Below are 25,891 nucleotides of genomic sequence, written 5' to 3'. Positions count from 1 at the left end.
GTGACAATGGTGCGCGTGTGACGGAAGAGGCGGGCCGGTCGCCACCTCTCCGTCGCCCGTCATGGGCGATATATCGCCTCACCTGGACTTCCGTCCGAACGTCATATCCGGTGTGGACGAAGGTCTTGATCTGATGGGATGGATCCCACCGCGTGCCAGCTTTATCTGACACATGTCCGATACACTGAGCGCATGGACGCACGAGCGCGGCGCTCGCGAGAGAGCCTCAGACGGGCCGTCATCGCTTTGTCGGGACGCATGCCGATCGCAACGGTGACCGCCTCCGCGATATGCCTCGAGGCCGGGGTCACCCGCGACACGTTCTACAGACATGCTGCGAACCCGGAGGACCTGCTCGCCGACGCCCTCTCCGCCGAGATCGACGAGATCATGGCGAGACTTCCAGACGTCGACGCGATCGGCGACGCGGAACGAGCGCTGCTCACGCACGTGCTCGCGTGCGCCGACGTCTACCGCGGGGCGATGAACCCGATTCTCGCCGCCCCTGTCCGCGCAGTGATCGAGGGATCCATCCGCTCCGGCCTCCTGGTGTGGGCTGAGTTACACCCACACATCGTGCCCGTCGACATCGCGGGCGATGCCTCCGCGATGAGGATCGCCGTCTCCTACGCCGCCGCAGGCACTGTCGGCGCCATCGAGGAGTGGGTGCGGAGCGGAGATTCCGATGTCGAGAGCGCCGTGAGGATGATCCTCGCGGCATCACCGGAGTGGTGGCTGCGATGACGGCCGCCGGAATGGAGAAGATGATGAAGGCCGCACTGTTCCACGCGAAAGAGGACCTGCGTGTCGAAGAGGTCGCGGAGCCGAGCCCCGGGCCCGGTCAGGTCAAGCTCCGCAACGCGTTCGCCGGGATCTGCGGATCCGACCTGCACGTGTACTACTCGCCGGAGGCTGCGGGGCTCGATTTCGATCACCCGCACCCCGTCACCGGTTCGACGCTCCCCCAGATCCTCGGACACGAATTCTCCGGCACCGTCACAGAACTGGGAGACGGCGTGACCGACGTCGCGGTCGGCAACCGTGTTGCGGTGTGGCCGATCTATTACTGCGGTGAGTGCCCGGCGTGCCGGCGTGGCATGTTCAACGCCTGCGCGAAGATCGGCTTCCATGGTCTGAGCTCGCACGGCGGCGGGATGGCGGAGTTCACGACCGTCGATGCGTCGAAGATCCACCTGCTGCCCGAGAACGTCGACCTGCGCATGGGCGCCCTGGTCGAGCCAATGTCGGTCGCATGGCACGCGGTGTCCCGCAGCGGCGTCGCCGCCGGCGGCACGGCCCTGATCGCGGGCGCGGGGCCGATCGGCATCGGGGTGTGGTTCGCCCTCAAAGCGCGCGGCATCGAGAGGGTTCTCGTCTCGGAGCCGAGTCCCGAGCGTCGGGCCATCATCGCCGCACTCGGCGCGACCGTCGTCGATCCCGTGAATCAGGACCTCGCCGCCGCGGTGGCGGAGATCTCCGGCGGGGACGGCGTCGATGTCGCGTTCGACGCCGCGGGTGCCGGCCCCGCCGTCACCTCGTCACTTGCGAACCTCGTACCCGGAGGACGTGTCGTGATCGTCGCCATTCACGAACGGCCGATGGACTTCCTCCCGACGACCCTCGTGATGGCCGAGACGGAGATCACCGGCGCCCTCGCCTACCTGCCCGAGGACTTCGACGCCGTGATCGAGGCCATGTCCCGAGGTGTGTACGACACGACCGGCTGGGTGGAGGAAGTCCCTCTCGAGGGTGTCGTCGACGCGATCCACGCGCTGCGGGGCGGCGCCGGCGCCAAGATCCTCGTGCACGCCGGCTGACATGACACGGCCGAGGGCCGAACGGATGCGTCCGTTCGACCCTCGGTTCGTCACCGTCGAGATCGTGGCACGGACTCGTGCGACAACCTCCGACGACCCGCCAGTACAACAAAAAACCCCCGGAAGACCGGGGGTTTTCTTCTGTGCGCGATACTGGGATCGAACCAGTGACCTCTTCCGTGTCAGGGAAGCGCGCTACCGCTGCGCCAATCGCGCCCAAGTGGGCTGTTCAGTTTTCAGAGAGGTGGCGACGGGATTCGAACCCGTGTAAACGGCTTTGCAGGCCGGTGCCTAGCCGCTCGGCCACGCCACCGTGTGGATTGACCCCACGTGCTGAAGGCCCTCCGAAGAAGGCCCCTGCACTTGAGCGGATGACGAGACTCGAACTCGCGACCCCAACCTTGGCAAGGTTGTGCGCTACCAACTGCGCTACATCCGCGTTGTTCCCGGTTGTTGTCCCGGGCACATATGAAACATTAGCCGATGAACGGCGACTGTCAAAACCGGGAACGAATCTCGCGCGTGTCCACGCGAATGGTCATCGAGCCGCTCAGGGGTCGGGTAGTATCGGTTGACGTACCCCGCGGGTATGGGCGATTGGCGCAGTTGGTAGCGCGCTTCCTTCACACGGAAGAGGTCATCGGTTCGAGTCCGGTATCGCCCACAGCCAGAAGCCCCCGACAGAGCACATAGCTCGGTCGGGGGCTTCTTCCGTTCACCGCGACGACGCCGCCGGGCCGATCGCTGCACGCTGCTCCGCAAGCGGACAGGTGAAGACATCGCGCTCCCCGAGACCGACCCGATTGATGTAGCGGACGACGATCGCGTACGACGCGAGCAACCCGACCTGCGTGTACTTCACGTCGTGCGCGGTGCAGTAGGCGGCGACGATCGGGGCTGCTCGTCGCAGATGCGGCCGCGGCATCGACGGGAAAAGGTGATGTTCGACCTGATAGTTGAGACCACCCATCGCCACGTCGAGCACCCGGCTCCCCTGCACGTTCCGGCTCATCAGCACCTGACGCCGAAGGAAGTCCAACGTCAGGTCGCGAGGTACCACCGGCATCCCCTTGTGGTTCGGCGCGAACGCGATTCCCATGTAGAAGCCGAAGAGCCCGAGCTGCACTCCGAGGAACGCGAACGCGATGCCGGGCGACAGCACGAGGAACACCAGCACCACATAGCCGATCATCCGGACAGCGAGAAAGCTGATCTCCGCCCACCTGCGTTCGAGTCGGCCTCGGGAGGCGACTCTCCGCACGCTCGACGCATGCAGCGAGAGCCCTTCCAGAAGCAGGATCGGGAAGAAGAACAGCCCCTGGTGGGCCTGCATCCAGGTGATCGCTCGACCGCGCTGACGCGCCGCCGTCTCGGGGGTCACCGCGATCACGGGAAGCTCGATGTCGGGGTCGGCGCCGAGCTTGTTCGGATTCGCGTGGTGGCGGGTGTGCTTGTGCTGCCACCAGCCGTAGCTCATGCCGACGAGCAGATCGCCGAGGATGATGCTGATCCAGTCGTTCCACCGCCCCGACACGAAGATCTGACGGTGGGCGGCGTCATGGCCGAGGAAGGCGATCTGCGTGAAGACGATCGCGAGGACAGCGGCGGTGAACAGCTGCCACCAGGTGTCGCCGATCCACACGAAGGCGACGAGGCAGGCGGCCACCACGACCGGCGCTGCGATGAGCTTCGTCCAGTAGTAGCCGTAACGTCGACGCAGCAGACCGCGATCACGGATCTGCTGCGCCAGTTCGGTGAAGGCACTCGATCCTCCCCGCGCGGTGTCGCGCGGGCGAGTGCGGACGATCGGACGGTTGCCGTCCATGATGAGCTCTCCTCCGGTGTCGTCGCGCTACGCGCGGACGGCACCACCTTCTTCGACCCAGTCCTCGATGCGCGACTCGTCATCGGAGCCTGCTGTCGCGGGGCGGCGCGCGAAGCTCACCGACTCGGCCAGAGCCACCACGGATGCTGCGCGGCGCTGCTCGCGCACCGAGGCGTCTTGGAATCGGATCGCAGCCAGGTCTCGTTCCGATTGGAGACCCGCGCTGATGTCGGCGAGGCGATCCGCGATCACGGCGGCGAGGCCGTCGCGGAGCTCCTCGAGGTTGGTGTTCGCGATCTCGAGGCGACGGTCGGCGACGTGGAGCTCGACGGTCGGGAACCCGTTCGCGGACAGGTGGGCGCGAGTCTCGCCGCCCTGGATCGCGGCGACTTCGTCGCGATCGGTCTTGCGCGTGAACACCGCTTCGACGGTGTAGCGGTCCGGGGCTTCGTCGGTCATCAGCGCCGCAGGGAGCGAGCCGATCAGAATGGATTCCAGACCCAGCAGTTCGGGGCCGTGCCCCGCGATCTTCAATTGTGCGTTCATGTGCTGACGTTACGCCTCTTGGCTGTGCGCGTTCACAGGCTGAGAGACAGGATCCGCAGGCCCGCACAGCGGAGAGGTCCTCGCGCTACGGGCGTATCGCTACCGGCCCGAGAACCTCTCTACCGGAGCCACGTTCCGACAGGTTCCCCATGGACCTGTCCGGCGCGTGCTCTGCGGGCACCGTACGCTCGCCAGCGTCACCGCACCACCCCGTGGCGCCCTGCCATACACAGGCGTACGCTGGTGGTTTATCCATCGTGCCGTGCCTCCGCGAAGCCTCACACCTGATAGGTTAGGGTCTCCTAACCCATTCCCCCCGAGACGGCTGGTGAGTCGACGATGTCACTGATCGGACCCGCGACCGACGAACCGGCCGTCTGGCGCATCGACACGAACTCGTTCGACCTCACCGATCATGTCGAGTGGGAGTCGCACGCTCACGACGATCGACACGAACTGCTGTGGGGAGCTCGCGGGACCCTCTCCGCCGAGACGACCGACGGCTACTTCGCCATTCCCGGCTCCTTGGGCCTGTGGATACCGGCAGGCACCGAGCATCGCGTCGCGGCCGCCCCCGGCACAGCCTTCCGCTGCACCTTCATCGACGCGGACCTGCCGTCCATCGCCGCCGCGACGACCGCCGTGGCCATCCCCGAGGTCGTTCGGGTCGTCCTCGAGCGCCTCGAGGCGGCTCCGTACCTCGCACCGTCGCCCCGGAGGCACGCCGAAGAACTGACCCTCAGCCTGCTCGAGCCCGTCGAGGTATCGACGATCGACCTCCCCCTTCCGCTCGACACGAGGGCGCGACAGGTCGCGCAGGCCCTGCTCTCCGAGCCGGCCGACGACCGCTCGATCGACGACTGGGGCCGACATGTCGGTGCCAGCGCTCGCAACCTGTCGCGGCTCTTCGTGGCCGAGACGGGTCTGAGCTTCTCGACCTGGCGCACGCGGGCTCGCATGCGCCGGGCCATCGACTGGCTCGCCGCAGATCACACCGTGGCCTATGTCAGCCGGCGTTGCGGGTACTCGACTCCGAGCGCCTTCGTCCAGGCGTTCCGACGCGAGCTCGGCCGCACTCCGGGAGAGTTCGCGTCCGTGCGCAGCGTCGCCACGCGGAAGTCGGCCTGAGCGCGACAGCGACTGGCGTCTGGACGACATCTCGCCGTTCCATACTGGGTAAGCCAAGCCTTAGCTAACCTTCTTGGCGCCTCCCGAACCCTCCTCTGGAAGACGATCCATGCGCTCCACTCCCCTCTCGCTCGTCGCGCTCGCCGCGACCGCCCTCTTTCTCACCTCCTGCGCCGGCTCCACCGCGGCAGGCTCGTCCGACAAGGCCGAGACGGTGACGCTGACCACCCCCGCGGGCGCCGACATCGAGGTACCTGCCGACCCGCAGTCCGCGCTCGGTTTCTACACGACCGACCTCGACATCCTCATCACTCTCGGCTTCGAGCTCGCCGACACCCAGCCGATCCGCGACGATTTCACCGCATTCCCCGACTTCTTCCCACAGGACGAGCTCGAGGGGCTCGACACGTTCGGGAACTTCCCCGAGTTCAACCTCGAAGCAGTCCTCGAGGCCCAGCCCGACTTCATCCTCAACGGCCTCGGCTACGAAGAGGATCTCGACGGCAAGCTTCAGAAGATCGCCCCCACCTACACGTACAACGCCTTCGACGGCGGCGACTGGCGCGATGTCGTCGGGCAGGCGGCTGCGGACCTCGGCCGCGAAGATCAGTGGCAGGCCTGGGTCGACCAGTACGAGGCACGCGTCGCCGACATCCGTGCTCGCCTCGATGCCGCTGACATCCACCCCGTCGTCGCAGACGTCGGCTACTTCGAAGGCCAGGTCACGACCTCGTGCTACGGCGTGCCGTGCCTGGTGTTCGCAGACCTCGGCCTCGAGATGCACGAACTCATGAACGCCACCGACGAGGGCCTCCCCGCGAGCGACGACTACACCCAGCTCAGCCCCGAACAGGTCGGACAGCTCGAAGGCGTCGATGTCGTCTTCACGGGCGCGAACGAAGACGGCACCGTCTGGATCGAAGACGACTCGGCGCTGCAGCAGAACCAGCTCTGGCAGAACCTCTCGTTCGTCTCGGACGGCGCGTACCACCCCTACAACTACGAGATGATCTACGGCTCCCCCAGCGGCCAGGATGCGTTCCTGACCGTGGTCGAGAAGGCGCTTCTCGGATGAGCGTCAACCTGGTGCACCGGATCGTCGCCCAGCGCGTCGAGCGCCTGAGTCCCGGCATGGTCCGCGTCGTCTTCGGCGGCGACGGTCTCGAGGGATTCGTCTCGACCGACGTCGGCGACGAGTACTTCCGGGTGTTCTTCCCGGTGGACGGGCAGGTCGAGCCGAACCTTCCGTTCCCCACGGATGACGGGTACTGGGACTTCCCCGAGGGCGTCGAGCCCGCCCCGATGCGCACCTACACGGTCCGCGACTGGAACGCGGCGACCCGAGAGCTCACGATCGATTTCGTCGTGCACGAGGGCGGCGTCGCGGCCGCATGGGCGCTGCACGCGCAGCCCGGCGACGTCGTGGGGGTGAATACACCCAAAGGCCTCTACGACCCTCCCGCCGACATCGAATGGCAGCTGCTCATCGCCGATGCGACAGGGCTTCCTGCCGCCGCCCGTCTGGCCGAGAACGCACCGCTGGGCGTGCGCACCCGCGTCGTGCTCGAGGTCTCGACACCCGACGACGAATTGTCACTCTCTCCCGCCGACGGTGTCGAGCTGCACTGGGTGCACGGCGGAAACGGCCATGCGCCGACCCGCATCGAGGAGATCCTGCGTGCGTCGGAGCTCCCGACCGGGCCCGGCTACGTCTGGGTGGCCGGCGAGACCAAGGCGACCCGTGGAGTCCGCAAGCTTCTTCGTCACGAGCTCAAGCTGCCCGCCTCGGCCTACAAGGTGATCGGGTACTGGACGGAGAACGCCGAAGCCTGGCGTGAGCGATACGACTCCCTCGACGACGGCACGCACGCTCGACTGAGGGCGATGTGGGACGACGACACCCGCCCCACGGAGGACATCGAAGAGGCCTACGAGGCCGAGCTCGAGAAGCTGGGTCTGTGACCCCGGGCCGATGATCATCCGCTCATGACCTCAGATCTCATCGAGGAGCAGACGACCCGGGTCTCGGCCACGCGCCGGGGCCTGGTCGTGATCCTGCTCGCCGTCGCGCTCGCGCTCGCCTCGATCGCCAGCATCTTCCTCGGCTCCCAGCGCATCAGCGTCGTCGAGGTCTGGATCGGTCTCACCACGGGCGCCGGAGACCCGGGCGCGATCGTGCAGGGCATGCGCATTCCGCGCACTCTCATCGGTCTCGCCGTCGGCGCAGCTCTCGGCATCGCCGGCGCCCTGATCCAGGGCTTCACCCGCAACCCGCTCGCAGATCCGGGCATCCTCGGCGTCAACGCCGGCGCCAGCCTCGGTGTCACCATCGGGGTCGCCTTCTTCGGCGTCAGCGCGGCCGGCGGATACATCTGGTTCTCGTTCGCCGGCGCCATCATCGCGACCGTGCTCGTCTACCTGATCGGCTCCGCGGGGCGCACCGCGCCCGATCCGATGCGCATGACGCTGTCGGGCGTCGCCCTCGGTGCCGTGATGGGCGGGGTGGTCGCGGCGATCGGGCTGCTCAACCCTGCCGTCTTCGATTCGGTGCGGTCATGGAATGCCGGTTCGCTGAGCGCCCTGACACCCGACGTGTACGCGGTTCTGCCGTTCCTGATCCTGGGACTCGTGCTCGCCTTCTGCCTCGCGCCGTCACTCAACGCTCTGGCCCTCGGCGATGACCTGGCCACGGCGCTCGGATCGCGCGTCGTGCTCACCCGGCTGCTCTCGATCATCGCCGTGACTCTGCTCTGCGGTGCCGCCACGGCGGCGGCCGGCCCCATCGCCTTCGTCGGCCTGATGGTCCCCCACGCGGTTCGCTGGTTCGTGGGACCGCACCAGGGGTGGATCCTCCTGGGCACGGTGCTCGCCGCTCCCCTGCTCCTGCTCACGGCAGACATCGTCGGCCGTCTGGTCCTGACCACCGGAGAGCTGCCCGTGTCGGTCGTCACCGCCCTGATCGGTGCTCCCGTGCTCATCGCTCTCGTGCGCCGTCGGAAGGCGAGCGGGCTGTGACCGCGCTGCTGCCCAATCCCGCCCCGGTCGATGCCGGTCGTCGCGTCTTCGCTCCGCAGTCCCGCGTCTTCTCGCGCCGCATCGGAGTGCGTGCGACAGTCGTGACCCTCGCTGCGCTGCTGACTGCCGGCGCCGTCGGCGTCTTCGCGCTGACTCTCGGGGACGCGCCGTTCTCGCCCGCCGAAGTCGTCATGACTCTTCTCGGACTCGGCGAACCGCGCGGCGAGCTGGTGATCATCGAGTGGCGGCTCCCGAGGGTCCTCGCCGCACTGGTCTTCGGCCTCGCCCTCGGCGTCGGAGGAGCGATCTTCCAGTCACTCACCCGGAACCCGCTGGGCAGTCCCGACGTGATCGGATTCGACGCGGGGGCGTACACCGGGGCCCTGATCGTGATCACGACGATGGGGGTCAGCACCGTCTCGACCGCCATGGCGGCGCTCGCCGGAGGAGCCGGGACAGCTCTGCTTGTCTATCTCCTCGCGTTCCGTCGCGGCTTCACGGGATTCCGCCTCATCATCGTCGGCATCGGTGTCGCATCGATGCTCGCGTCGGTGAACACCTGGATCATCCTCAACGCCGACCTCAGGATCGCGATGCTGGCGAGCGCCTGGGGGGCAGGATCACTCAACCTCATCACCGCTGAGCAGGTCGGCGTCGCGACATGCGTGATCGTCCCGATCGCCGTCTCGGTCGCGGTGCTGGCCGATCGGATGCATCTGCTCGAGCTCGGCGACGACACCGCGTCTGCGCTGGGCGTCCGCACGGGTGGAACACGGCTTGCCCTCATCGTCCTCGGGGTCGGTCTGACCGCATCCGTGACGGCGATGGCCGGCCCGATCGCGTTCATCTCACTGGCCGCACCGCAGATCGCCCGTCGGCTGACGGGGTCCGCGGGTGTCACCCTGGCCGCTTCCGCCGCGGTCGGCGCACTCCTGCTGGTCTCGAGTGACGTGCTGGCGCAGCGGCTGTTCGCGCCCACCCAGATCCCCGTCGGCATCGTCACGGTCTGCCTCGGCGGCGTGTACCTGGTCTGGCTGCTCATTCAGGAAGCGAGAAGACGATGACACTCATCGACGCACACACCCCGCTCGTCCGGACCGATGGAACCCCACGGCTCAGCGCCAGGGACCTGACGATCGGCTACGACGGACGCGTGGTATCCGAGCACCTCGAGGCCGACATCCCCGCAGGGTCGTTCACGGTCGTCGTCGGTCCCAATGCGTGCGGGAAATCGACCCTGCTGCGTGCTTTCGCGAGGCTGCTGCGGCCGAAGCACGGGCAGATCCTGCTCGACGGACGAGAGATCACGGAGTTCCCGACGAAGGAGGTCGCTCGTCGTCTCGGCCTGCTCCCGCAGACCTCGATCGCTCCGGACGGCATCCGCGTGTCCGACCTGGTGGCTCGGGGACGCCACCCGCACCAGACCATCCTTCGACAGTGGTCCCACGCCGACCAGTCCGCTGTCGCCGCGGCACTCGCGGCGACAGGAACGACGGAGCTCGCCGGCCGCCTCGTCGATGAGCTCTCCGGCGGGCAGCGCCAGCGGGTGTGGGTCGCTATGCTGCTCGCCCAGGAATCGCCGACCATGCTGCTCGACGAGCCGACGACCTTCCTCGACATCGCGCACCAGTACGACCTGCTGCGGCTGTTCCACCGTCTGCACGAGGAGGGGCGGACGATCGTCGCCGTGCTGCACGACCTCAACCAGGCCGCCCGGTTCGCCGACCACATGATCATGATGCGCGACGGCCGCATCGTGGCGTCCGGCGACCCCGCGTCGATCGTGACCTCGGAGCGCGTCGAGGAGGTCTTCGGATTGGCCTGCTCGGTCATCGCCGATCCGCACACCGGCACACCGCTCATCGTGCCCCGGTGAGCGCGCGCCGGCGGCGGATCGGGCGAGCCGCCTCGTCCGCCGCCGGAGCGATGCTCAGGCCGTGCCGAAGGGGTTGTCGACGGCGTAGCGCCACCCGTGCTCGACGTCGTGGACCGCGACATCGGCGGTGCTGCCGCTCAGCATGACCTCGGAGCCGTCAGGTCCGGTGCCCTCGATCGTCCAGTCCGCGACCGCGAGTCCGACGCCACCCGCCTCGAACACCCGGCGCACGCTCATCGTGATCGGCAGGCCCAGAGCCAGGAACTGCTCGAGGGCGGCCCGAATCGTCTGATCCCCGGTGACGGGGTGGCCCGGCGCGGGCACGAACACGGCGTCGGGAGCATTCAGGGCGAGCAGGCCCTCGACGTCTCGAGCATTGAAGCGCTCCGCGAAGGCGATGTTGAGCTGATCGAGCGAGGTGACAGGGATCTTCGACATGGTTCATTCCTTCGTCATCGTCTGGACCGAGGACACGGCCCATCGAGAAGGACGTACGCGAGGAGCAGGTGTGACGGAACGATTCCTATGAACTGGGGTTCGCAATCACCCGCGAAGCGCTCGGCGCGCGCGGGAGACCCGCTGACGAGCGGCAGCGGGGGTGATGCCGAGCTCCTGCCCGATCTCCTGCGCCGTCATGCCGTCCACGACGCTCATCAGCAGGGGCTGACGGAACTCGTCCGGGAGCCTGTCGATCGCGCGGAACGCAGCCTCGAGACGATCGCGCAGCTCTGCCTCCGCCTCGACGTCCTGCCCGGACGCCAACCGTTCGCACATGACCTCGCCGAGGTCGTCCTTGCGGGCCCTGCTCATGTCGATGGCGGTCGATCTCACGATCGTGTCGAGCCAGGCGCACATGGGCCCTGCATCGGCCGAGCGGAGAGAGCCGAGCGACCGCCACGCACGAAGCGCCGCATTCTGAGCCGCATCGTCCGCATCGTCGATCGGCACACCGAGGGAGATGCTGCGCCGGCGCAGACGACCGGGATCCGACCGCAGCATCGAATCGAGGCGCTCGGACGCGATCGCTGCGGCATGGAGATTCACTCGGGTCCCCTCATCGATACGGACACTCCGCCTCATGCTAGCGGCGTCGATCGGCGCACCGCGGGTCGCGACTGCACGCGATGATCCCGACGTCGGAGGCTGCCGGTAGCGTGCCGAGCGTGAACACGAGCATCCCGCTTCCCGGCCGCTGCGCCCTGTGCGGTCGCGCGGACGGCGAACGCGCCGGGTCCGCACTGGTGTGCTCCTGGTGCGGATGGCGCTACGGGGACTCTCCTGACCCCGATCTGCCGCGCCCGGTGATCGAGGTCGTCTACTACATCCGCTACGACCGACGGGTCAAGATCGGAACGAGCGGGAGGCCGCGTCAGCGGCTTGCCAGCATCCGTCATCACGAACTCCTCGCGTTCGAGCGGGGTGGCCGTGACATCGAACAGGCGAGGCATCGGGAGTTCGCCGACATCCGCGAAGGCGGCGAATGGTTCACTCTCTCTCCCCGACTGTCCGCGCATATCGACGACGTCCGCGCCGGGGGGAATCCCTGGCAGCTCTATTCACGATGGGTGTGCGCCGCACTGCAGAACTGAGGCCCCGCACGGGACCGATACCGTGCGGGGCCTCAGGGTCTTGTCGTCAGGCGCGGGCCGTGGCCTTGACCTTCGCGGGCTGCGGCTGCGAGAACAGCACGACGATGATGACGGCGACACCCACGACGACGTGCGGCACCCACACGTTCGGCGCCTCGGTCGAGAAGCCGAAGATCCAGGGCGACAGTGCCAGGAACAGGCTCGCGACGATGTCGAAGACGAGGTGGACGGGCATCGGGATGAACCCGAAGGGGCCCCATTCGTACTTGGTGAACAGGCTGTACACGATGAGTCCGACGCCGAGCACGATCGGGATGATGACGGCAGGGCCGCCGATGCTCGCGAAGCCGAACAGCCACGGAGCAGCGATCAATGCGACTCCGACGACGTAGTCGAGAATTCCGTGGACCTTGGTGGGGATGAAACGCATGATTCCTCCTGTGGTGTCGTCGCATGCTGCGACTCACAGATGGTTCGCAGCGCTCGCCGAAACGGATTGCCGAGTGCTCCCTCGTACGCTGGAGCGATGACGTCGACGCCCTCACCATCCCGCACCGTCTCCACCGTGCGAGTCGTCGTCGGAGCATCGGTGACCGGCATCCTGCTCTACACGTACGTCATCGGCATCCCGCGCCAGGGGGCGAGCCTCTTCGACTACTTCGGGTACTTCACGAACCTCACCAGTCTGCTCACCGCGATCGTGATGATGACCGTCGGGACGCTCGCGCTGCGTCGACGGCGCGTGCCTGCGTGGCTCGTCACCTCGCGTGCGGTGGCCGTCGCATCCATGATCGTCGTGGCGCTCGTCTACAACCTCATCGTTCCCGGCACGGGCAGCGCGCCCGCATGGGTCAGCACGATCCTGCATGTGGCGCTGCCGCTGCTCCTCCTGATCGACTGGGCGTTCGTCCCCGATCGTGGACCCCAGACCTGGAGGAGCCTCTGGGCGGTGCTGCCCTATCCCCTGCTCTGGCTCGTCGTCGTCCTGTTCCGGGGACGGACGGATGGGTGGGTGCCCTACGGTTTCCTTCTCCCGGAGAGAGGCACGCTCACGCTGGCGATCACCGTCGTGGCGCTGCTGGCGACCCTGCTCGCCTCGGCAGCCCTCGTGTGGGGCCTCAGCAGAGTGCGGGTGGCGCGTCGGATTCCGGAGTCCGCTGACTCTCAGGCGGTCGCCCAGCCATAGCGGCCGACGAGAGCCGCCGCGACACGGCCGTAGCGGGAACGGTCGAGGACCGCGGCCTCACGACGCAGTCCCGCCTCGTGCACGCTGTAGAGCTGCTCGATGTCGACCCAGGACTCGCGTCCCTGCGAGTCCCAGGCACCGGATCCGATCGACAGGTAGTCACGATCGCGGTCGTGCGGCTTGCTCGTCATCCGCACCGCGTACACCCGGTCCGCGGACTGCCTTCCGATCACCAGCACGGGCCTGTCCTTGCCGCGTCCGTCGCCCTCTTCGTAGGGAACCCAGGTCCACACGATCTCGCCCGCGTCGGGGGCGCCGTCACGGACGGGAGCGTAGTCGATGCGGAGCCTGGTGATGCGCTCGGGGTCGATGCGCTCCGTCGTCGTGCCCCTCCCCGTCGCCGACGGCGAAGAGCGCACCTCCTCGGAGGTGCGCAGACGCGCGTCCGGGCGCCTCGCACCTGGTGAGGTCCGAGACGCCCGGTCAGATCCCAGTGTTGTGAGAAGGATCTCCACGAGTCTTGTCAGGATGCCGTTGCTCTTTGCCACACGGTCACCCTAACCGCATGTCATGCGTCGGCGAGTGCGTAGCCCTCCTCGCCGTGCACGACCTGGTCGACACCTGCGATCTCGTCCTCGTTGGTGACGCGGAAGCCGATCGTCTTCTCGATCGCGAAGCCGATGATGAATGCGACCACGAAGGAGTAGATCAGCACTCCGAGGGCGGCGATCGCCTGCACGGCGAGCTGGCGGGCGTCTCCACCGACGAACAGGCCGGTGCCGGTGGCGAAGAAGCCGAGGTAGAGGGTTCCGATCAGGCCACCGACGAGGTGGATGCCGACGACGTCGAGCGAGTCGTCGAAGCCGAGACGGAACTTCATCTCGACGGCGAGTGCGCAGACGATACCGGCGACGGCACCGAGGAGCAGCGACCAGCCGGGGGTCAGGTTGGCGCAGGCGGGGGTGATGGCGACGAGACCCGCGACGGCACCCGAGGCGGCGCCGACCGAGGTGGGCTTGCCGTCCTTGATCTTCTCGATGAGGATCCATCCGAGGATCGCGGCCGCGGTGGCGCCGAGGGTGTTGAGCCCGATGAGGCCGACACCGCCCATGTCCTCCGCGAGCCACTCGGCTCCGGCGTTGAAGCCGAACCATCCGAACCAGAGGAGCGCAGCGCCGAGAAGCGTGAGCGGCACGTTGTGCGGCTTCAGGATGCCCTTCTGGAATCCGATGCGCTTTCCGAGGACCAGTGCGAGGGCCAGAGCCGCCGCACCGGCGTTGATGTGCACTGCCGTTCCGCCGGCGTAGTCGATCACGCCGATCCCGCTGTCCTCGCCGAAGAGCGTGGCGCCGAGGTTCATGATCCAGCCACCGCCCCAGACCCAGGCGGCGACCGGGAAGTAGCCGACGGTCGCGAACACGCCGGCGAAGATCAGCCAGCTGCCGAACTTCGCGCGGTCGGCGATCGCACCGGAGATCAGTGCGACGGTGATGATCGCGAAGGTGGCGCCGTAGGCGACGCCCAGCAGTGCGACGTTGGAGCCCTCACCGGCGGCGAGGGACGAGAGGCCGAAGTCGGCGAAGGGGTTGCCTGCGAAGGCGGTGGGGCTGTCGACGGCGCTCATCGAGAATCCGAAGAGGATCCAGAGCACGGCCACGAGTCCGATAGAACCGAAGCTCATCATCATCATGCTGACGACGCTCTTGGCCTTCACGAGGCCGCCGTAGAAGAAGGCGACGCCGGGCGTCATGAGCAGTACGAGGGCGGTCGCGGTGATCGCCCAGGAGATGTTGCCTGGAGCATCCATAGTCAAACCTCACATTCGGGAACTGAGAGCTTCAGTGTGACGAGGCCCGATTTCCGGAATGCGTGAAGTTTGTTGCCTGGGTGTTACAGACACGGCTCCTGTGTGAACATCGCGTTACGCGATGCTGCGATCCGCGTGTGTGAGTGCATTGAGTCTGGAGATGGCGCGCAGGTACTTCTTGCGATATCCCCCGCCGAGCATCTCCTCGGCGAAGACCTGGTCGAGACTCACGCCCGTCGCCACGATCGGGATCTGCGCGTCGTAGACCCGGTCGACGAAGGCCACGAAGCGCAGTGCCTCCGACTGATCGGTGAGCACGTGCACGTCGCGGAGTCCGACGAGGTCGAGCCCGGTGATCACACGGAGGTAGCGCGACGGATGCACCCGTGCGAGGTGGCGGATCACGTCGGCGAAGGAGTCATCGGATGCCGTTCCCTCGGCGGCGCCGGCGGCGACGGCTTCGGAGTACGTGGCCTCGTCGCTCACCACTGCGTGCCCGTCGAGCGCGCGCTGACGGAAGTCGACACCGTCGATGCGGATGGTCTGGAAGCTGTCCGACATCGCGTGGATCTCACGCAGGAAGTCCTGGGCGGCGAAGCGCCCTTCACCCAGGGCGTTGGGCGGCGTGTTCGAGGTGGCCGCGAGCTTCGTGCCCGTCGGCACGAGTTCGCCGATCAGGCGGGTCATCACCATCGTGTCGCCCGGGTCGTCGAGTTCGAACTCGTCGATGCAGAGCAGATCTGCACCCTTGAGCAGATCGACGGTGTTCTTGTAGCCGAGCGCGCCGACGAGCGCCGTGTACTCGATGAACGATCCGAAATACTTCCTTCTTGCCGGCATCGCGTGATAGATCGACGCGAGCAGGTGGGTCTTGCCGACACCGAACCCACCGTCGAGATAGACGCCGGGCTTGAGTTCAGGCTCCTTCTTCGCGCGGCTGAAGAACCCGCCCCGCTTGGTCGGAGCGCCTCGGCCCGCGAAGCGAATCAGCGTCTCCTTGGCCTCGTCCTGCGAGGGGTACGCATCGTCCGCCCGATAGCTCTCGAACGTGGCACCGTCGAACTGCGGCGGCGGCACGAGGCTGGCGAGCATCTCGGGACCGCTGACGGTCGGCTGGCGATCGGTGAGGTGCACGATACCCGTGCGGGTGGGCGTGTCGGTCATCACGGTCCTGTATCGGGGGCGCAGCTGTGTCGAAGTCTTACGAATCGGGTGCAGAGCGCTCGGCGTGGATCTATCGTCGAAGTGACGGATCAACACTACGCCGTCCGCACCCGGCAGCACCGCCGCTCACAGTCTGAGGAGATCCCTGTGGCCATCGAGTTCGACACGTCGTCACCCAAGTTCGCCGAGTACGCCGAACCCGGCCGTCTCGTCACCACCGACTGGCTCGCCGAGCGCCTCGGTCAGCCGGGGCTGGTCGTGGTCGAGTCCGATGAGGACGTGCTGCTCTACGAGACCGGACACATCCCGGGCGCGGTGAAGGTCGACTGGCACACCGAGCTCAACGACCCGGTGGTTCGCGACTACGTCGACGGCGAGGGTTTCGCGGCGCTGCTGAGCCGCAAGGGGATCTCGCGCGACGACACCGTCGTCATCTACGGCGACAAGAACAACTGGTGGGCGGCCTACGCGCTGTGGGTCTTCTCCCTCTTCGGCCACGAGGACGTGCGCCTGCTCGACGGCGGTCGCGACCGCTGGATCGCCGAAGGTCGAGAGATCACCAGGGACGCGCCTGAGATCACCCCGACCGAGTATCCGATCGTCGAACGCGACGACTCCGTCATCCGCGCGTACAAGGAAGACGTGCTCGCGCACATCGGCAGCCCGCTGATCGACGTGCGCTCTCCCGAGGAGTACAGCGGTGAGCGCACCACGGCGCCCGCGTACCCCGAGGAGGGAACCCTGCGGGCGGGGCACATCCCGACCGCGCAGAGCGTCCCGTGGGCCAAGGCGGTCGCTGAAGACGGCGGATTCAAGTCTCGCGCCGAGCTCGACGCCATCTATCGCGACGGCGCCGGCCTGGCCGACGGCGACGAGGTCGTGGCGTACTGCCGCATCGGGGAGCGTTCCAGCCACACCTGGTTCGTGCTCAAGCACCTGCTCGGCTTCGAGAACGTCCGTAACTACGACGGGTCGTGGACGGAGTGGGGCAGCGCCGTGCGCGTTCCGATCGTCACGGGCGCAGAGCCGGGAACCCTCTGACCGTGTGAGAATGTCAGGGATGAGCACCAGCGAACTCCCTGACATTCTCGCCGACATCCGCGACGGGTTCCTCGAGACCCCTGAGGCCGATCGACTGCTGTTGCTGCTGGAGTACTCGGATGAGCTTCCCGAGGTCTCCGACGAGGTCGCGAACCATCCGGAGATGTGCGAGCGCGTCGCCGAGTGCCAGTCGCCTGTCTACATCTACGTCGAGGTGATCGACGACATCGTCACCATGCACGCCACAGCCCCACCCGAGGCACCGACCACGCGCGGCTTCGCCAGCATCCTGGTGCAGGGCATCACGGGCCTCACCTCCGACGAGGTGCTCGCGATCCCCGACGACTATCCGCAGTCCATCGGCCTCACGAAGGCGGTCTCACCGCTGCGCATCGGCGGCATGACCGGAATGCTCATGCGCGCCAAGAAGCAGGTCAGGCAGAAGCGCTGAGCCCCTGATCACGGAGCCAGTCGGTGATCGCCGCGCTCCACCCCATCTGGTCGTAGTTCCACAGCTTGGTGTGGCGGGCGACCGAGAACCGGGGCATCGTGACGATGTCGGGGCGCGCGCGCTGCAGGGCGTGCGATGCGTCGGCGGGCACGAAACCGTCATCATCGCTGTGCAGGATGAGGATCGGCAGGTCGAGCTCCTCGGCCCGCGCGACGATGTCGAGCCGGTCGAACGAGATCGCCTCGTCCGCTCCGCTGAGGCGGGCCGTCAGAGGCGCCGAGAGAGCGCTCATCGCGAGGTCTGGAAGCGGCGCCCTCATGCCGGCCTTCTTCGCCTGGAAGCGCAGCACGCCGCGCCAATCGACGACCGGCGACTCGAGGATGAGCCCTGCGACCCGAGACCGGTTCCCCGAGTTGAGCGCGGTCTGCAGCGCGACGGCCCCGCCCATGGACCAGCCCATGAGCACCACCCGCTCCGCGCCGCGTCGCACCGCGTACGAGATCGCCGCGTCGACGTCGCGCCACTCCGCTGCCCCGAGAGCGTACGCGCCGCTCCGACTGCGCGGCGCCTCGCCGTCGTTCCGGTAGGAGATCACGAGGTTCGGGAGCCCGGCCGCATGCAGCACGGGTACTGCGCGCAGGCACTCCGCGCGGGTCACGCCGCGCCCGTGGATCTGGATCACCCAGGTCTTGGAGGCCGCAGGGAAGTACCACGCGGGACACGGGCCCGCAGGTGAGCCGATCAGGACGTTCTCCCAGCGCAGGTGCAGCTCGCTCGGCGACGAGTAGTACCAACCGCTGAAGGCGGCGGCACGGTCGACCCGCGCACCCGGCTCGATCTGCGTGAGCAGCTTGCGCCGCACGGTGCCGGAATCCGCGCCGAGCACCGCACCGAGCTTCACGTAACCGTGAGTGCCCGTGGTGAACAGACCGTAGCGACCGGGCAGTTCGGTATCTGGAGTGCGCGTGAGCTCGATCGTCTGAGCGCCCGTGTCGACCGCGAGGATCTCGACGTCGGCGGGCCGCTTGGCCGGCAGCACCACCCGCCGGGCGATGCTGAGCACCAGCAGCGTCATCGCGCCACCGAGGGCGAACAATCCGGGGACAAGGAGCGCAACGGCGTGCCTGAGACTCTTCATCGCTTCCTGACTCTAGCCTGTTGCCGTGACCGCACACCCCGATGCCGGGACGATCTTCGACGCCGCTGTGGCCGAACTCCGAGACACAGCGTTCCGCGCCGACCTCACGGTGCGGGAGATCTCGACCCCCCAGGGCCTCGCGCCCTACGCCGTGGCGCTGGCCGCCGACGTCCGCCCAGACGACTCCGGGGAGTCCGTCTACGGCACCGGACGCTTCGTGCTGCTGCACGACCCGGATGCGCCCTCGGCCTGGGGCGGGGCCTGGCGAATCGTGATCTTCGCCCAGGCTCCTCTCGAGACCGAGATCGGTACGGACCCGCTCCTGGCCGACGTCACCTGGTCCTGGCTCGTCGATGCACTCGACTCCCGTGGCGCTGTCTATCACGCCGAATCCGGGACCTCGACGAAGACCCTCTCGAAGGGCTTCGGGGGCCTCGCGGACGAAGGCGACGGAGCGCAGATAGAATTGAGGGCGTCCTGGACGCCTGCAGGCCCCTTCCGACCTCACGTCGAGGCATGGGCCGAACTGGTGGGAATGCTGGCGGGTCTTCCGCCGGGTTCCGAGGGCATCGCCGTGATCGGCGCGCGAAAGGCAGCACGTGACTGAATACTCCGTGATCTCCGACGTCTCGGAGTTCCAAGCGGCATGCGCCACGCTGGCCGCAGGAACCGGCCCGGTGGCCGTCGACGTCGAGCGGGCATCCGGATTCCGCTACTCCCAGCGGGCGTACCTGGTCCAGGTCTTCCGGCGCGATGCCGGCGTCTTCCTGTTCGACCCGCCGGCGCTGGGCGACTTCAGCGCTCTTCAAGCCGCCATCGGCGACGTGCCATGGATCTTCCATGCCGCCAGCCAGGACCTGCCCTCGCTTCGCGAGCTCGACCTCCTGCCGCCGTCGATCTTCGACACCGAACTGGCATCACGTCTTCTGGGACACGAGCGCGTCGGACTCGCCGCCGTGGTCGAGAGCACCCTGGGAATCACGCTCAAGAAGGAGCACTCGGCCGCCGACTGGTCGACGCGACCTCTGCCTGCGGCGTGGCTCGAGTACGCCGCTCTCGACGTGCTCCACCTCATCGACGTGTACGAGGCCCTGACCCTCGAGCTCGAAGAGCAGGGCAAGACCGAGTACGCGGCCGAGGAGTTCGCCGCGACGCTCACCCGGCTGCCCAAGCCTCCTCGTGAGGATCCCTGGCGCCGTCTGAGCGGGCTGCACCAGGTGCGCGGGGCACGCAACCTCGCTGTCGCCCGCGCGCTCTGGCAGGCCCGGGAGTCGTTCGCGCAGGAGCAGGACGTCTCTCCCGGACGCCTGGTGCCCGACCGCTCGCTCGTCGCCGCAGTGCTGGCCAACCCGCAGAGCAAGCAGGCCCTCGCAGGCATCAAGGAGTTCCAGGGCCGGGCCAGCCGCACGCAACTCGACCGGTGGTGGCAGGCCATGGTCGACGGCCGTACCACCGAAGAGCTCCCTCGCGAGCGCGTGCCCAGCGACACGCTGCCGCCTCCCCGCGCGTGGTCCGATCGCAACCCCGAGGCCGATGCCCGGTTGAAGGCCGCGAGGCCGCTCGTCGAGGCGACCGCCGAGGAACTCGGCATGCCGACCGAGAACCTCCTCACCCCCGACTACCTCCGACGCATCGCATGGGATGTCCCCGGCACCACGCCGGAAGCCATCGCCTCAGCCCTCGCCGCGCTCGGTGCACGTCCGTGGCAGATTGCACAGACCGCACAGAAGATCGCGGCTGCCTTTGTAGAAGCAGCGCAACCCGTCGACGAGGCGTCCGCGTCCGCTTCGTAGGTTCGACCCAACCGATTCCTCCCCGTTTCGGGGCCTCCATAGACTGAGGCCACCGCACAAACTTGGAGGCAGAGTGGCCGAGATCTCGGACGTCTTCTTCGTCGATGGAGTGCGCACCCCCTTCGGGCGCGCCGGCGAAAAGGGCATGTACTGGAACACCCGCGCAGATGACCTCGCCGTGAAGGCGACCATCGGCCTGATGGAGCGGAACGCAGCCGTCCCTGCTGATCGCATCGACGATGTCGCCATCGCGGCGACGAGCCAGACGGGAGACCAGGGCCTCACCCTCGGCCGCTCGGTGGCGATCCTCGCCGGACTTCCGCAGACCGTGCCCGGCCTCGCGGTCGAGCGCATGTGCGCCGGAGCGATGACGAGCGTCACGACGATGGGCGCATCCATCGGCGTGGGAATGTACGACTTCGCCCTCGCCGGTGGCGTCGAGCACATGGGCCACCACCCCATCGGAGGCAACGCCGATCCCAACCCCCGATTCGTGGCGGAGCGCATGGTCGACCCCGGCGCCCTGAACATGGGTGTCACGGCCGAGCGCATCTTCGACCGCTTCCCGCACCTCACCAAGGAGCGCTCGGACCGGTTCGGCATGCTCAGCCAGCACAAGGTGCAGGCGGCGTACGACGCCGGGAAGATCCAGCCCGACCTCGTGACGGTGGCGACCAAGACCGCCGACGGAGCCTGGGGACTCGCCACCGAGGATGAGGGCCGACGCCCGCAGACGACGATGGAAGACCTCGCGGCGCTCAAGACGCCGTTCCGTCCGCACGGACGCGTGACCGCCGGCACGTCGTCGCCCCTCACCGACGGCGCGACGATGTCTCTGCTCGCCGGAGGCGGTGCCGTGAAGGAGTTCGGTCTCGCCCCGAAGATGCGCATGGTGTCGTTCGCCTTCGCGGGCGTCCAGCCCGAGATCATGGGCATCGGCCCGACCCCCTCGACCGAGAAGGCGCTGAAGAAGGCCGGGCTGACGATCGCCGACATCGGCCTGTTCGAGCTCAACGAGGCCTTCGCGATCCAGGTCATCTCGCTGCTCGACCACTTCGGCATCGCGGACGACGACCCCCGCGTCAACCAGTGGGGCGGCGCCATCGCACTCGGACACCCGCTCGCGGCATCCGGTGTGCGTCTCATGATCCAGCTCGCGGCGCAGTTCGCCGAGCGCCCCGACGTGCGCTACGGCCTGACCGCCATGTGCGTCGGTCTCGGCCAGGGCGGCTCCGTGATCTGGGAGAACCCGCACTTCGACGGCAAGAAGAGGAAGTAAGCGCCGATGGCACACTCGATTTCCGAACAGTACGCGAACGTCGACTTCTCCCCCATCCAGGCCCTCACCGACGGCGAGGTGATCACGCACTCTCCCGTGCGCGACATCCGTCTCGCGTCGGGCAAGGTTCTCGCCCTGATCACCCTCGACAACGGACGCGACCACACGCGTCCGAACACCCTGGGCCCGGCGACGCTCACCGCTCTCGGCGAGACGCTCGACGGCCTCGCCGCTCGCGCCGCCGCCGGAGAGATCCAGGCCGTCGGCATCACCGGCAAGCAGTACATCCTGGCCGCCGGGGCCGACCTCTCGGACATCAGCAAGGTCGGCTCGCGTGACAACGCCCGCCTGATCGCGCAGCTCGGCCACAAGGTGCTCGGCAAGTTCGGCGAGCTCGGCGTCCCGTCGTTCGCGTTCGTGAACGGGCTGGCGCTGGGCGGCGGTCTCGAGATCGCGCTCAACTCGAGCTACCGCACCGTCGACGCATCCGCCGCGGCGATCGCGCTCCCCGAGGTCTTCCTCGGCATCATCCCCGGCTGGGGCGGCGCTTACCTGCTTCCCAACCTGATCGGGATCGAGAACGCCCTCGAGGTCGTCATCTCGAACCCGCTCAAGCAGAACCGGATGCTGAAGCCGCAGCAGGCGTTCGATCTGGGCATCGTCGACGCGATCTTCCCCGCGGCGAACTACCTCGAGAACTCGCTGGCCTGGGCCGACGCCGTCCTCGGCGGCAAGAAGGTCGAGCGCAAGAACGAGCCGGGCAAGATCGAGCGACTCACCAAGTGGCCGATCGCCATCAAGATGGCCCGAGGCATGCTCGAGTCGAAGATCGGCACCGTGCCGAAGTCGCCCTACGCCGCGCTCGACCTGCTCGACAGGGCGAAGAGCGGCACGAAGGCCGAGGGCTTCGCCCGCGAGGACGAGGCTCTCGCCGAGCTGGTGACGGGCGACCAGTTCGCCGCATCCATGTATGCGTTCGACCTCGTGCAGAAGCGTGCGAAGCGGCCTGTCGGTGCTCCCGACAAGGCACTCGCCAAGAAGGTCACCAAGGTCGGGATCATCGGTGCGGGTCTCATGGCGAGCCAGTTCGCGCTGCTGTTCGTGCGCAAACTGCAGGTGCCGGTGCTGATCACCGACCTCGACCAGGCGCGCGTCGACAAGGGTGTGGCCTACATCCACGAGGAGATCGGCAAGCTCGAGGGCAAGGGCCGCCTGGACGCGGACTCCGCGAACAGGCTGCGTGCGCTCGTCAACGGCACGACCGACAAGAGCCTCTACGCGGACTGCGACTTCGTCATCGAGGCCGTGTTCGAGGAGGTGGGCGTCAAACAGCAGGTGTTCGGCGAGATCGAGAAGATCATCGCCGAGGATGCGATCCTCGCCACCAACACCTCATCGCTGTCGGTCGAGGAGATCGGCGCGAAGCTCGCTCATCCCGAGCGTCTCGTCGGCTTCCACTTCTTCAACCCGGTCGCGGTGATGCCGCTGATCGAGATCGTGAAGACGCCGACGACGTCGGAGGCGGCGCTGTCGACCGCGTTCGTCGTCGCGAAGAACCTGGGCAAGAACGCGGTGCTCACCGCAGATGCTCCGGGCTTCGTGGTGAACCGTCTGCTGGCCAAGGTCATGGGCGAGGCGGCTCGCGCGGTGTACGAAGGCACCCCGATCACGGATGTCGAGAAGGCCTTCGCGCCCCTCGGACTGCCGATGGGACCCTTCCAGCTGATCGACCTGGTCGGATGGAAGGTCGCCGCTCACGTGCAGGACACGATGGCGCACGCGTTCCCGGATCGCTTCTACGCGAACGAGAACTTCCACGCTCTCGCGGAGCTCGACGCGGTGATCGAGAAGGACAAGGGCGGTCGGGTGACCGGTTGGACGAAGCAGGCCGAGAAGCTGCTGAAGCCCGCCCTCGGCAAGACGCCCGCGTCGGCCGAGACGATCCTGCAGCGCGTGCAGGACGGGCTCGCGAGCGAGATCAAGCTCATGCTCGACGAGGGGGTCGTGCCGGAGGTCGAGGACATCGACCTGTGCCTCATCCTGGGCGCGGGCTGGCCGTTCATCGACGGTGGGGCCTCGCCCTACCTCGACCGCGAGGGCGCCTCGGAGCGCGCCTTCGGCGGAGAGTTCCACACCCCGCAGATCCGCGGCATCGAGAGCCGCTGATCGGATGCATCGAAGGGGGTCGCGCCCGGCGCGGCCCCTTTCGTCATGCCTGTTGCGAGGTGGCTATGCCTGCTGAACGGGGCGTTCGTCGACGTCGCCGGAGCGCGGCCAGAACGACATGGCACGCTCGGCGAGCGCGGTGATCGTCAACGACGGGTTCACGCCCGGATTCGCGGGCACCGCCGCCCCGTCGACGACGTGCAGTCCGGGGTGCCCCCATACGCGGTGGTATCGATCTACCACACCGGTCTCCGGCGATGCGGAGATCACGGCACCGCCGAGGAAGTGCGCGGTGAGGGGGATGCCGAAGATCTCCGGCCACGACCCCCGCGCCTCCGCCGGCACGCCGCCCTCCTTCTGCATCCGCGCGGCGATCGCTGCCGCGGCGCGATGAGCCTGCGGGAGGTGGCTCGGGTTCGGCTCGCCGTGCCCCTGTCTGCTCGTCATGACCAGGCGTCCGAAACGGCGCCGCAGCGACAGCGTGAGCGAGTTGTCGACGGTCTGCATGACGAGGGCGATGATGCCGCGTTCGCTCCAGCGCCGGAGAGAACCGAGCCGCACCTGGCGGATCGGGGCGCGCAGGAACCGAGCGACGAGGCTGCCGAGACGGCGGACGAGCGGCAGGTCACCGGGCACCATGATCGACGCCAGTGCCCCCATCAGGTTCGATCCGGGGCCGTAGCGCACGTTCTCGACGTGCGTGCGCTCGTCGACATGGAACGAGGTCGTGATGGCGACGCCCTTCGCGAGCTCGAGCGAGGTCGGAACCCGGGCCGCGACCGCGCCGTCGAGTGCTTCGGAGTTGGTCCTCGTGAGTCGCCCGACGGCGTCCGACACTCGGGGAAGAGCACCCGAGTGCTTCATCCGATGCAGCAGCTGCTGCGTGCCCCAGGTGCCTGCGGCCAGCACGACCTGACGGGCGCGCACGGTGCGTCTCTCACGACGCAGCCAGGCTCCGCTGCGCTCTGTCGTCACGGCGAACCCGCCGCCCACGAGCTCACGCACCTCGGTGACCGTGCGGAGAGGTTCGATGACCGCGCCACGGCGCTCGGCGAGTGCGAGGTAGTTCTTCATCAGCGTGTTCTTCGCACCCACACGGCATCCGACCATGCAGTTGCCGCAGAGCGTGCAGCCCGTGCGGTCGGGGCCTTCTCCGTCGAAGAACGGATCGGACGTGCGCTCCCCCGGTGTGCCGAACCACACACCCACCGGAGCCCGCCGGAAGGTGCTGCCGACACCGAGATCGTCTGCAGCGCCCGCCATGATGCGCTCGACCGGACCCGAATGCGGGTAGCGCTCGACCACGCCGAGCATCCTCTTCGCCGTCGCGTAGTGCGGCGAGAGCTCGGCATCCCAGTTCGCGAGTGCGCTCCACTGAGGGTCGGTGAAGAAGGCGCCGCCGGGCTGGTAGAGGGTGTTGGCGTAGTTCAAGGACCCTCCGCCGACGCCCGCTCCCGCGAGGATCATCACGTGCGGCAGGCGATGGATGCGCTGGATGCCGTGGCAGCCGAGCGCGGGCGCCCACAGGTAGCGACGCACGTCCCAGCTGGTCTTCGCGAAATCCTCGTCCTCGAAGCGGCGCCCCGCCTCGTAGACGAGCACACGGTCCCCCTTCTCGACGAGCCGCAGGGCTGAGACGGACCCCCCGAAGCCTGAGCCGATCACGACGACATCCTCATCGAACGGAACGCCCTGTCGCCTCTCCCTGCTGACGTCACCCACGATCCGCCTCCTCCGCTGCGGGCACCAGGACGGTGAGCGCGGCCGGCCGGATCCCGATCGTGCACTCGTCCTCACCCATGCGCTCGCCGTCGGCGTATACGACGAGCCCCGGCGCGCTCACCGTCACGCGGCGGGCGCGTCTGCGCGTCACCTCACGGCGCGTCAGGTGAGTGCCTCGGAGCAGCAGCGGGAACAGCCGGAGCAGACGACGGCGAGTGAGCGGTGCGACCTGCACGAGGTCGAGGAGACCGTCGTCGGCCGCCGCCCCCGCGCAGACCGGCATGCCCCCTCCGTAGCTCTCGGTGTTGCCCACGGCCACGAGTGTGCCCGGCGCTGCGACGGCGTCCG

The 25,891-nt window shown here is 67.8% G+C and carries 26 protein-coding genes, 4 tRNA genes and 1 pseudogene; 17 read left to right on the top strand and 14 right to left on the bottom strand.

The window, feature by feature from the left end:
• Positions 1–192 precede the first annotated feature (192 nt).
• Positions 193–744, top strand: a complete 552-nt coding sequence (locus RTM68_RS02995) for a TetR/AcrR family transcriptional regulator (protein ID WP_312168087.1) — start codon at positions 193–195, stop codon at positions 742–744.
• Complete coding sequence (locus tag RTM68_RS02990) at positions 741–1,817, top strand: 2,3-butanediol dehydrogenase (protein ID WP_312168086.1); 1,077 nt, start codon at positions 741–743, stop codon at positions 1,815–1,817. The genes RTM68_RS02995 and RTM68_RS02990 overlap by 4 nt, the downstream gene beginning before the upstream one ends.
• A 144-nt stretch (positions 1,818–1,961) precedes the next feature.
• On the opposite strand, the gene RTM68_RS02985 is transcribed toward RTM68_RS02990, so the two are convergent.
• The 3 genes from RTM68_RS02985 to RTM68_RS02975 form a co-directional block, all read right to left on the bottom strand.
• A tRNA-Val gene (locus tag RTM68_RS02985) sits at positions 1,962–2,033 on the bottom strand.
• Between the two features lie 26 nt (positions 2,034–2,059).
• Positions 2,060–2,130: transfer RNA gene (locus RTM68_RS02980), tRNA-Cys, on the bottom strand.
• 53 nt (positions 2,131–2,183) lie between these two features.
• Positions 2,184–2,256 (bottom strand) — tRNA-Gly (locus RTM68_RS02975).
• 152 nt (positions 2,257–2,408) lie between these two features.
• On the opposite strand from RTM68_RS02975, the gene RTM68_RS02970 reads away from it, so the two are divergent.
• Positions 2,409–2,481: transfer RNA gene (locus RTM68_RS02970), tRNA-Val, on the top strand.
• A gap of 51 nt (positions 2,482–2,532) precedes the next feature.
• Here RTM68_RS02970 and RTM68_RS02965 read toward each other — a convergent pair.
• Positions 2,533–3,642, bottom strand: a complete 1,110-nt coding sequence (locus RTM68_RS02965; protein ID WP_312168085.1) for an acyl-CoA desaturase — start codon at positions 3,640–3,642, stop codon at positions 2,533–2,535.
• A 27-nt stretch (positions 3,643–3,669) separates the two neighbouring features.
• Positions 3,670–4,188: a hypothetical protein gene (locus tag RTM68_RS02960; RefSeq protein WP_312168083.1), complete on the bottom strand. Its 519-nt coding sequence runs from the start codon at positions 4,186–4,188 to the stop codon at positions 3,670–3,672.
• Positions 4,189–4,527: 339 nt separating this feature from the next.
• Here RTM68_RS02960 and RTM68_RS02955 point away from each other — a divergent pair, with 339 nt between their 5' ends.
• The 6 genes from RTM68_RS02955 (at position 4,528) to RTM68_RS02930 (ending at position 10,207) form a co-directional block, all read left to right on the top strand.
• A complete protein-coding gene (locus RTM68_RS02955) occupies positions 4,528–5,316 on the top strand; it encodes an AraC family transcriptional regulator (protein WP_312168081.1) in 789 nt (262 codons plus the stop codon).
• Between the two features lie 109 nt (positions 5,317–5,425).
• On the top strand, positions 5,426–6,391 hold the full coding sequence (locus RTM68_RS02950) for an ABC transporter substrate-binding protein (protein ID WP_312168080.1): 966 nt from the start codon (positions 5,426–5,428) through the stop codon (positions 6,389–6,391).
• Positions 6,388–7,278: a siderophore-interacting protein gene (locus RTM68_RS02945; RefSeq protein WP_312168079.1), complete on the top strand. Its 891-nt coding sequence runs from the start codon at positions 6,388–6,390 to the stop codon at positions 7,276–7,278. The genes RTM68_RS02950 and RTM68_RS02945 overlap by 4 nt, the downstream gene beginning before the upstream one ends.
• Positions 7,279–7,302: 24 nt before the next feature.
• Positions 7,303–8,331, top strand: coding sequence for an iron chelate uptake ABC transporter family permease subunit (locus tag RTM68_RS02940; protein WP_312168077.1), 1,029 nt, complete (start codon positions 7,303–7,305; stop codon positions 8,329–8,331).
• Positions 8,328–9,395 carry an iron chelate uptake ABC transporter family permease subunit gene (locus RTM68_RS02935; protein ID WP_312168076.1) on the top strand — a complete coding sequence of 356 codons (1,068 nt, stop codon included), beginning with the start codon at positions 8,328–8,330 and terminating at the stop codon, positions 9,393–9,395. Before RTM68_RS02940 ends, RTM68_RS02935 begins: the two co-directional genes overlap by 4 nt.
• The gene (locus RTM68_RS02930) at positions 9,392–10,207 is read left to right on the top strand and encodes an ABC transporter ATP-binding protein (protein ID WP_312168074.1); all 816 of its coding nucleotides are present in this window, start codon (positions 9,392–9,394) and stop codon (positions 10,205–10,207) included. Before RTM68_RS02935 ends, RTM68_RS02930 begins: the two co-directional genes overlap by 4 nt.
• 54 nt (positions 10,208–10,261) lie before the next feature.
• Here RTM68_RS02930 and RTM68_RS02925 read toward each other — a convergent pair whose 3' ends face one another.
• Complete coding sequence (locus RTM68_RS02925; RefSeq protein WP_312168072.1) at positions 10,262–10,645, bottom strand: nuclear transport factor 2 family protein; 384 nt, start codon at positions 10,643–10,645, stop codon at positions 10,262–10,264.
• Between the two features lie 105 nt (positions 10,646–10,750).
• A complete protein-coding gene (locus RTM68_RS02920; protein ID WP_312168070.1) occupies positions 10,751–11,251 on the bottom strand; it encodes a sigma-70 family RNA polymerase sigma factor in 501 nt (166 codons plus the stop codon).
• Positions 11,252–11,370: 119 nt separating this feature from the next.
• Between RTM68_RS02920 and RTM68_RS02915 the strand changes: the two genes are divergently transcribed.
• Positions 11,371–11,796, top strand: a complete 426-nt coding sequence (locus RTM68_RS02915) for a GIY-YIG nuclease family protein (RefSeq protein ID WP_312168068.1) — start codon at positions 11,371–11,373, stop codon at positions 11,794–11,796.
• Positions 11,797–11,842: 46 nt separating this feature from the next.
• On the opposite strand, the gene RTM68_RS02910 is transcribed toward RTM68_RS02915, so the two are convergent.
• Positions 11,843–12,226, bottom strand: a complete 384-nt coding sequence (locus tag RTM68_RS02910) for an SPW repeat protein (RefSeq protein WP_312168067.1) — start codon at positions 12,224–12,226, stop codon at positions 11,843–11,845.
• Between the two features lie 96 nt (positions 12,227–12,322).
• Between RTM68_RS02910 and RTM68_RS02905 the strand changes: the two genes are divergently transcribed.
• Positions 12,323–12,982 (top strand): Pr6Pr family membrane protein, encoded by a 660-nt coding sequence (locus tag RTM68_RS02905; protein WP_312168065.1) that lies wholly within the window; start codon positions 12,323–12,325, stop codon positions 12,980–12,982.
• Here the strand turns inward: RTM68_RS02905 and RTM68_RS02900 are convergent.
• From RTM68_RS02900 to zapE, 3 genes are all read right to left on the bottom strand, one after another.
• Positions 12,961–13,530, bottom strand: coding sequence for a type II toxin-antitoxin system PemK/MazF family toxin (locus tag RTM68_RS02900; RefSeq protein WP_312168063.1), 570 nt, complete (start codon positions 13,528–13,530; stop codon positions 12,961–12,963). The genes RTM68_RS02905 and RTM68_RS02900 overlap by 22 nt on opposite strands.
• Positions 13,531–13,550: 20 nt before the next feature.
• Entirely contained in the window at positions 13,551–14,789 is a 1,239-nt protein-coding gene (locus tag RTM68_RS02895; RefSeq protein ID WP_312168061.1) for an ammonium transporter, read from the bottom strand.
• 114 nt (positions 14,790–14,903) lie between these two features.
• Positions 14,904–15,953, bottom strand: a complete 1,050-nt coding sequence (gene zapE / locus RTM68_RS02890) for a cell division protein ZapE (RefSeq protein WP_312168060.1) — start codon at positions 15,951–15,953, stop codon at positions 14,904–14,906.
• A gap of 147 nt (positions 15,954–16,100) precedes the next feature.
• On the opposite strand from zapE, the gene RTM68_RS02885 reads away from it, so the two are divergent.
• Together RTM68_RS02885 and RTM68_RS02880 are read left to right on the top strand one after the other, a co-directional pair.
• Positions 16,101–16,994, top strand: coding sequence for a sulfurtransferase (locus tag RTM68_RS02885; protein ID WP_312168058.1), 894 nt, complete (start codon positions 16,101–16,103; stop codon positions 16,992–16,994).
• Between the two features lie 19 nt (positions 16,995–17,013).
• On the top strand, positions 17,014–17,445 hold the full coding sequence (locus RTM68_RS02880; protein WP_194763991.1) for a SufE family protein: 432 nt from the start codon (positions 17,014–17,016) through the stop codon (positions 17,443–17,445).
• Here RTM68_RS02880 and RTM68_RS02875 read toward each other — a convergent pair.
• Positions 17,429–18,583: an alpha/beta fold hydrolase gene (locus RTM68_RS02875; RefSeq protein WP_312168057.1), complete on the bottom strand. Its 1,155-nt coding sequence runs from the start codon at positions 18,581–18,583 to the stop codon at positions 17,429–17,431. The genes RTM68_RS02880 and RTM68_RS02875 overlap by 17 nt on opposite strands.
• Positions 18,584–18,608: 25 nt before the next feature.
• Here RTM68_RS02875 and RTM68_RS02870 point away from each other — a divergent pair, with 25 nt between their 5' ends.
• From RTM68_RS02870 to RTM68_RS02855, 4 genes are all read left to right on the top strand, one after another.
• Entirely contained in the window at positions 18,609–19,190 is a 582-nt protein-coding gene (locus RTM68_RS02870) for a DUF3000 domain-containing protein (protein WP_312168056.1), read from the top strand.
• The gene (locus tag RTM68_RS02865; protein ID WP_312168054.1) at positions 19,183–20,376 is read left to right on the top strand and encodes a ribonuclease D; all 1,194 of its coding nucleotides are present in this window, start codon (positions 19,183–19,185) and stop codon (positions 20,374–20,376) included. The genes RTM68_RS02870 and RTM68_RS02865 overlap by 8 nt, the downstream gene beginning before the upstream one ends.
• A gap of 73 nt (positions 20,377–20,449) precedes the next feature.
• Complete coding sequence (locus RTM68_RS02860) at positions 20,450–21,655, top strand: thiolase family protein (protein WP_312168052.1); 1,206 nt, start codon at positions 20,450–20,452, stop codon at positions 21,653–21,655.
• 6 nt (positions 21,656–21,661) lie between these two features.
• Positions 21,662–23,821, top strand: coding sequence for a 3-hydroxyacyl-CoA dehydrogenase NAD-binding domain-containing protein (locus tag RTM68_RS02855; RefSeq protein WP_312168050.1), 2,160 nt, complete (start codon positions 21,662–21,664; stop codon positions 23,819–23,821).
• Positions 23,822–23,884: 63 nt separating this feature from the next.
• Here the strand turns inward: RTM68_RS02855 and RTM68_RS02850 are convergent, their stop codons facing one another.
• Entirely contained in the window at positions 23,885–25,543 is a 1,659-nt protein-coding gene (locus RTM68_RS02850; RefSeq protein ID WP_312168048.1) for a GMC family oxidoreductase, read from the bottom strand.
• Positions 25,536–25,891: pseudogene (locus RTM68_RS02845) on the bottom strand (hypothetical protein); the annotation flags it as partial. The pseudogene RTM68_RS02845 and the gene RTM68_RS02850, both read right to left, overlap by 8 nt.

It is taken from the genome of Microbacterium sp. (genome assembly GCF_031988965.1).
Taxonomy (GTDB): domain Bacteria; phylum Actinomycetota; class Actinomycetes; order Actinomycetales; family Microbacteriaceae; genus Microbacterium.
This window is presented reverse-complemented; position numbering and strand designations above follow the sequence as displayed.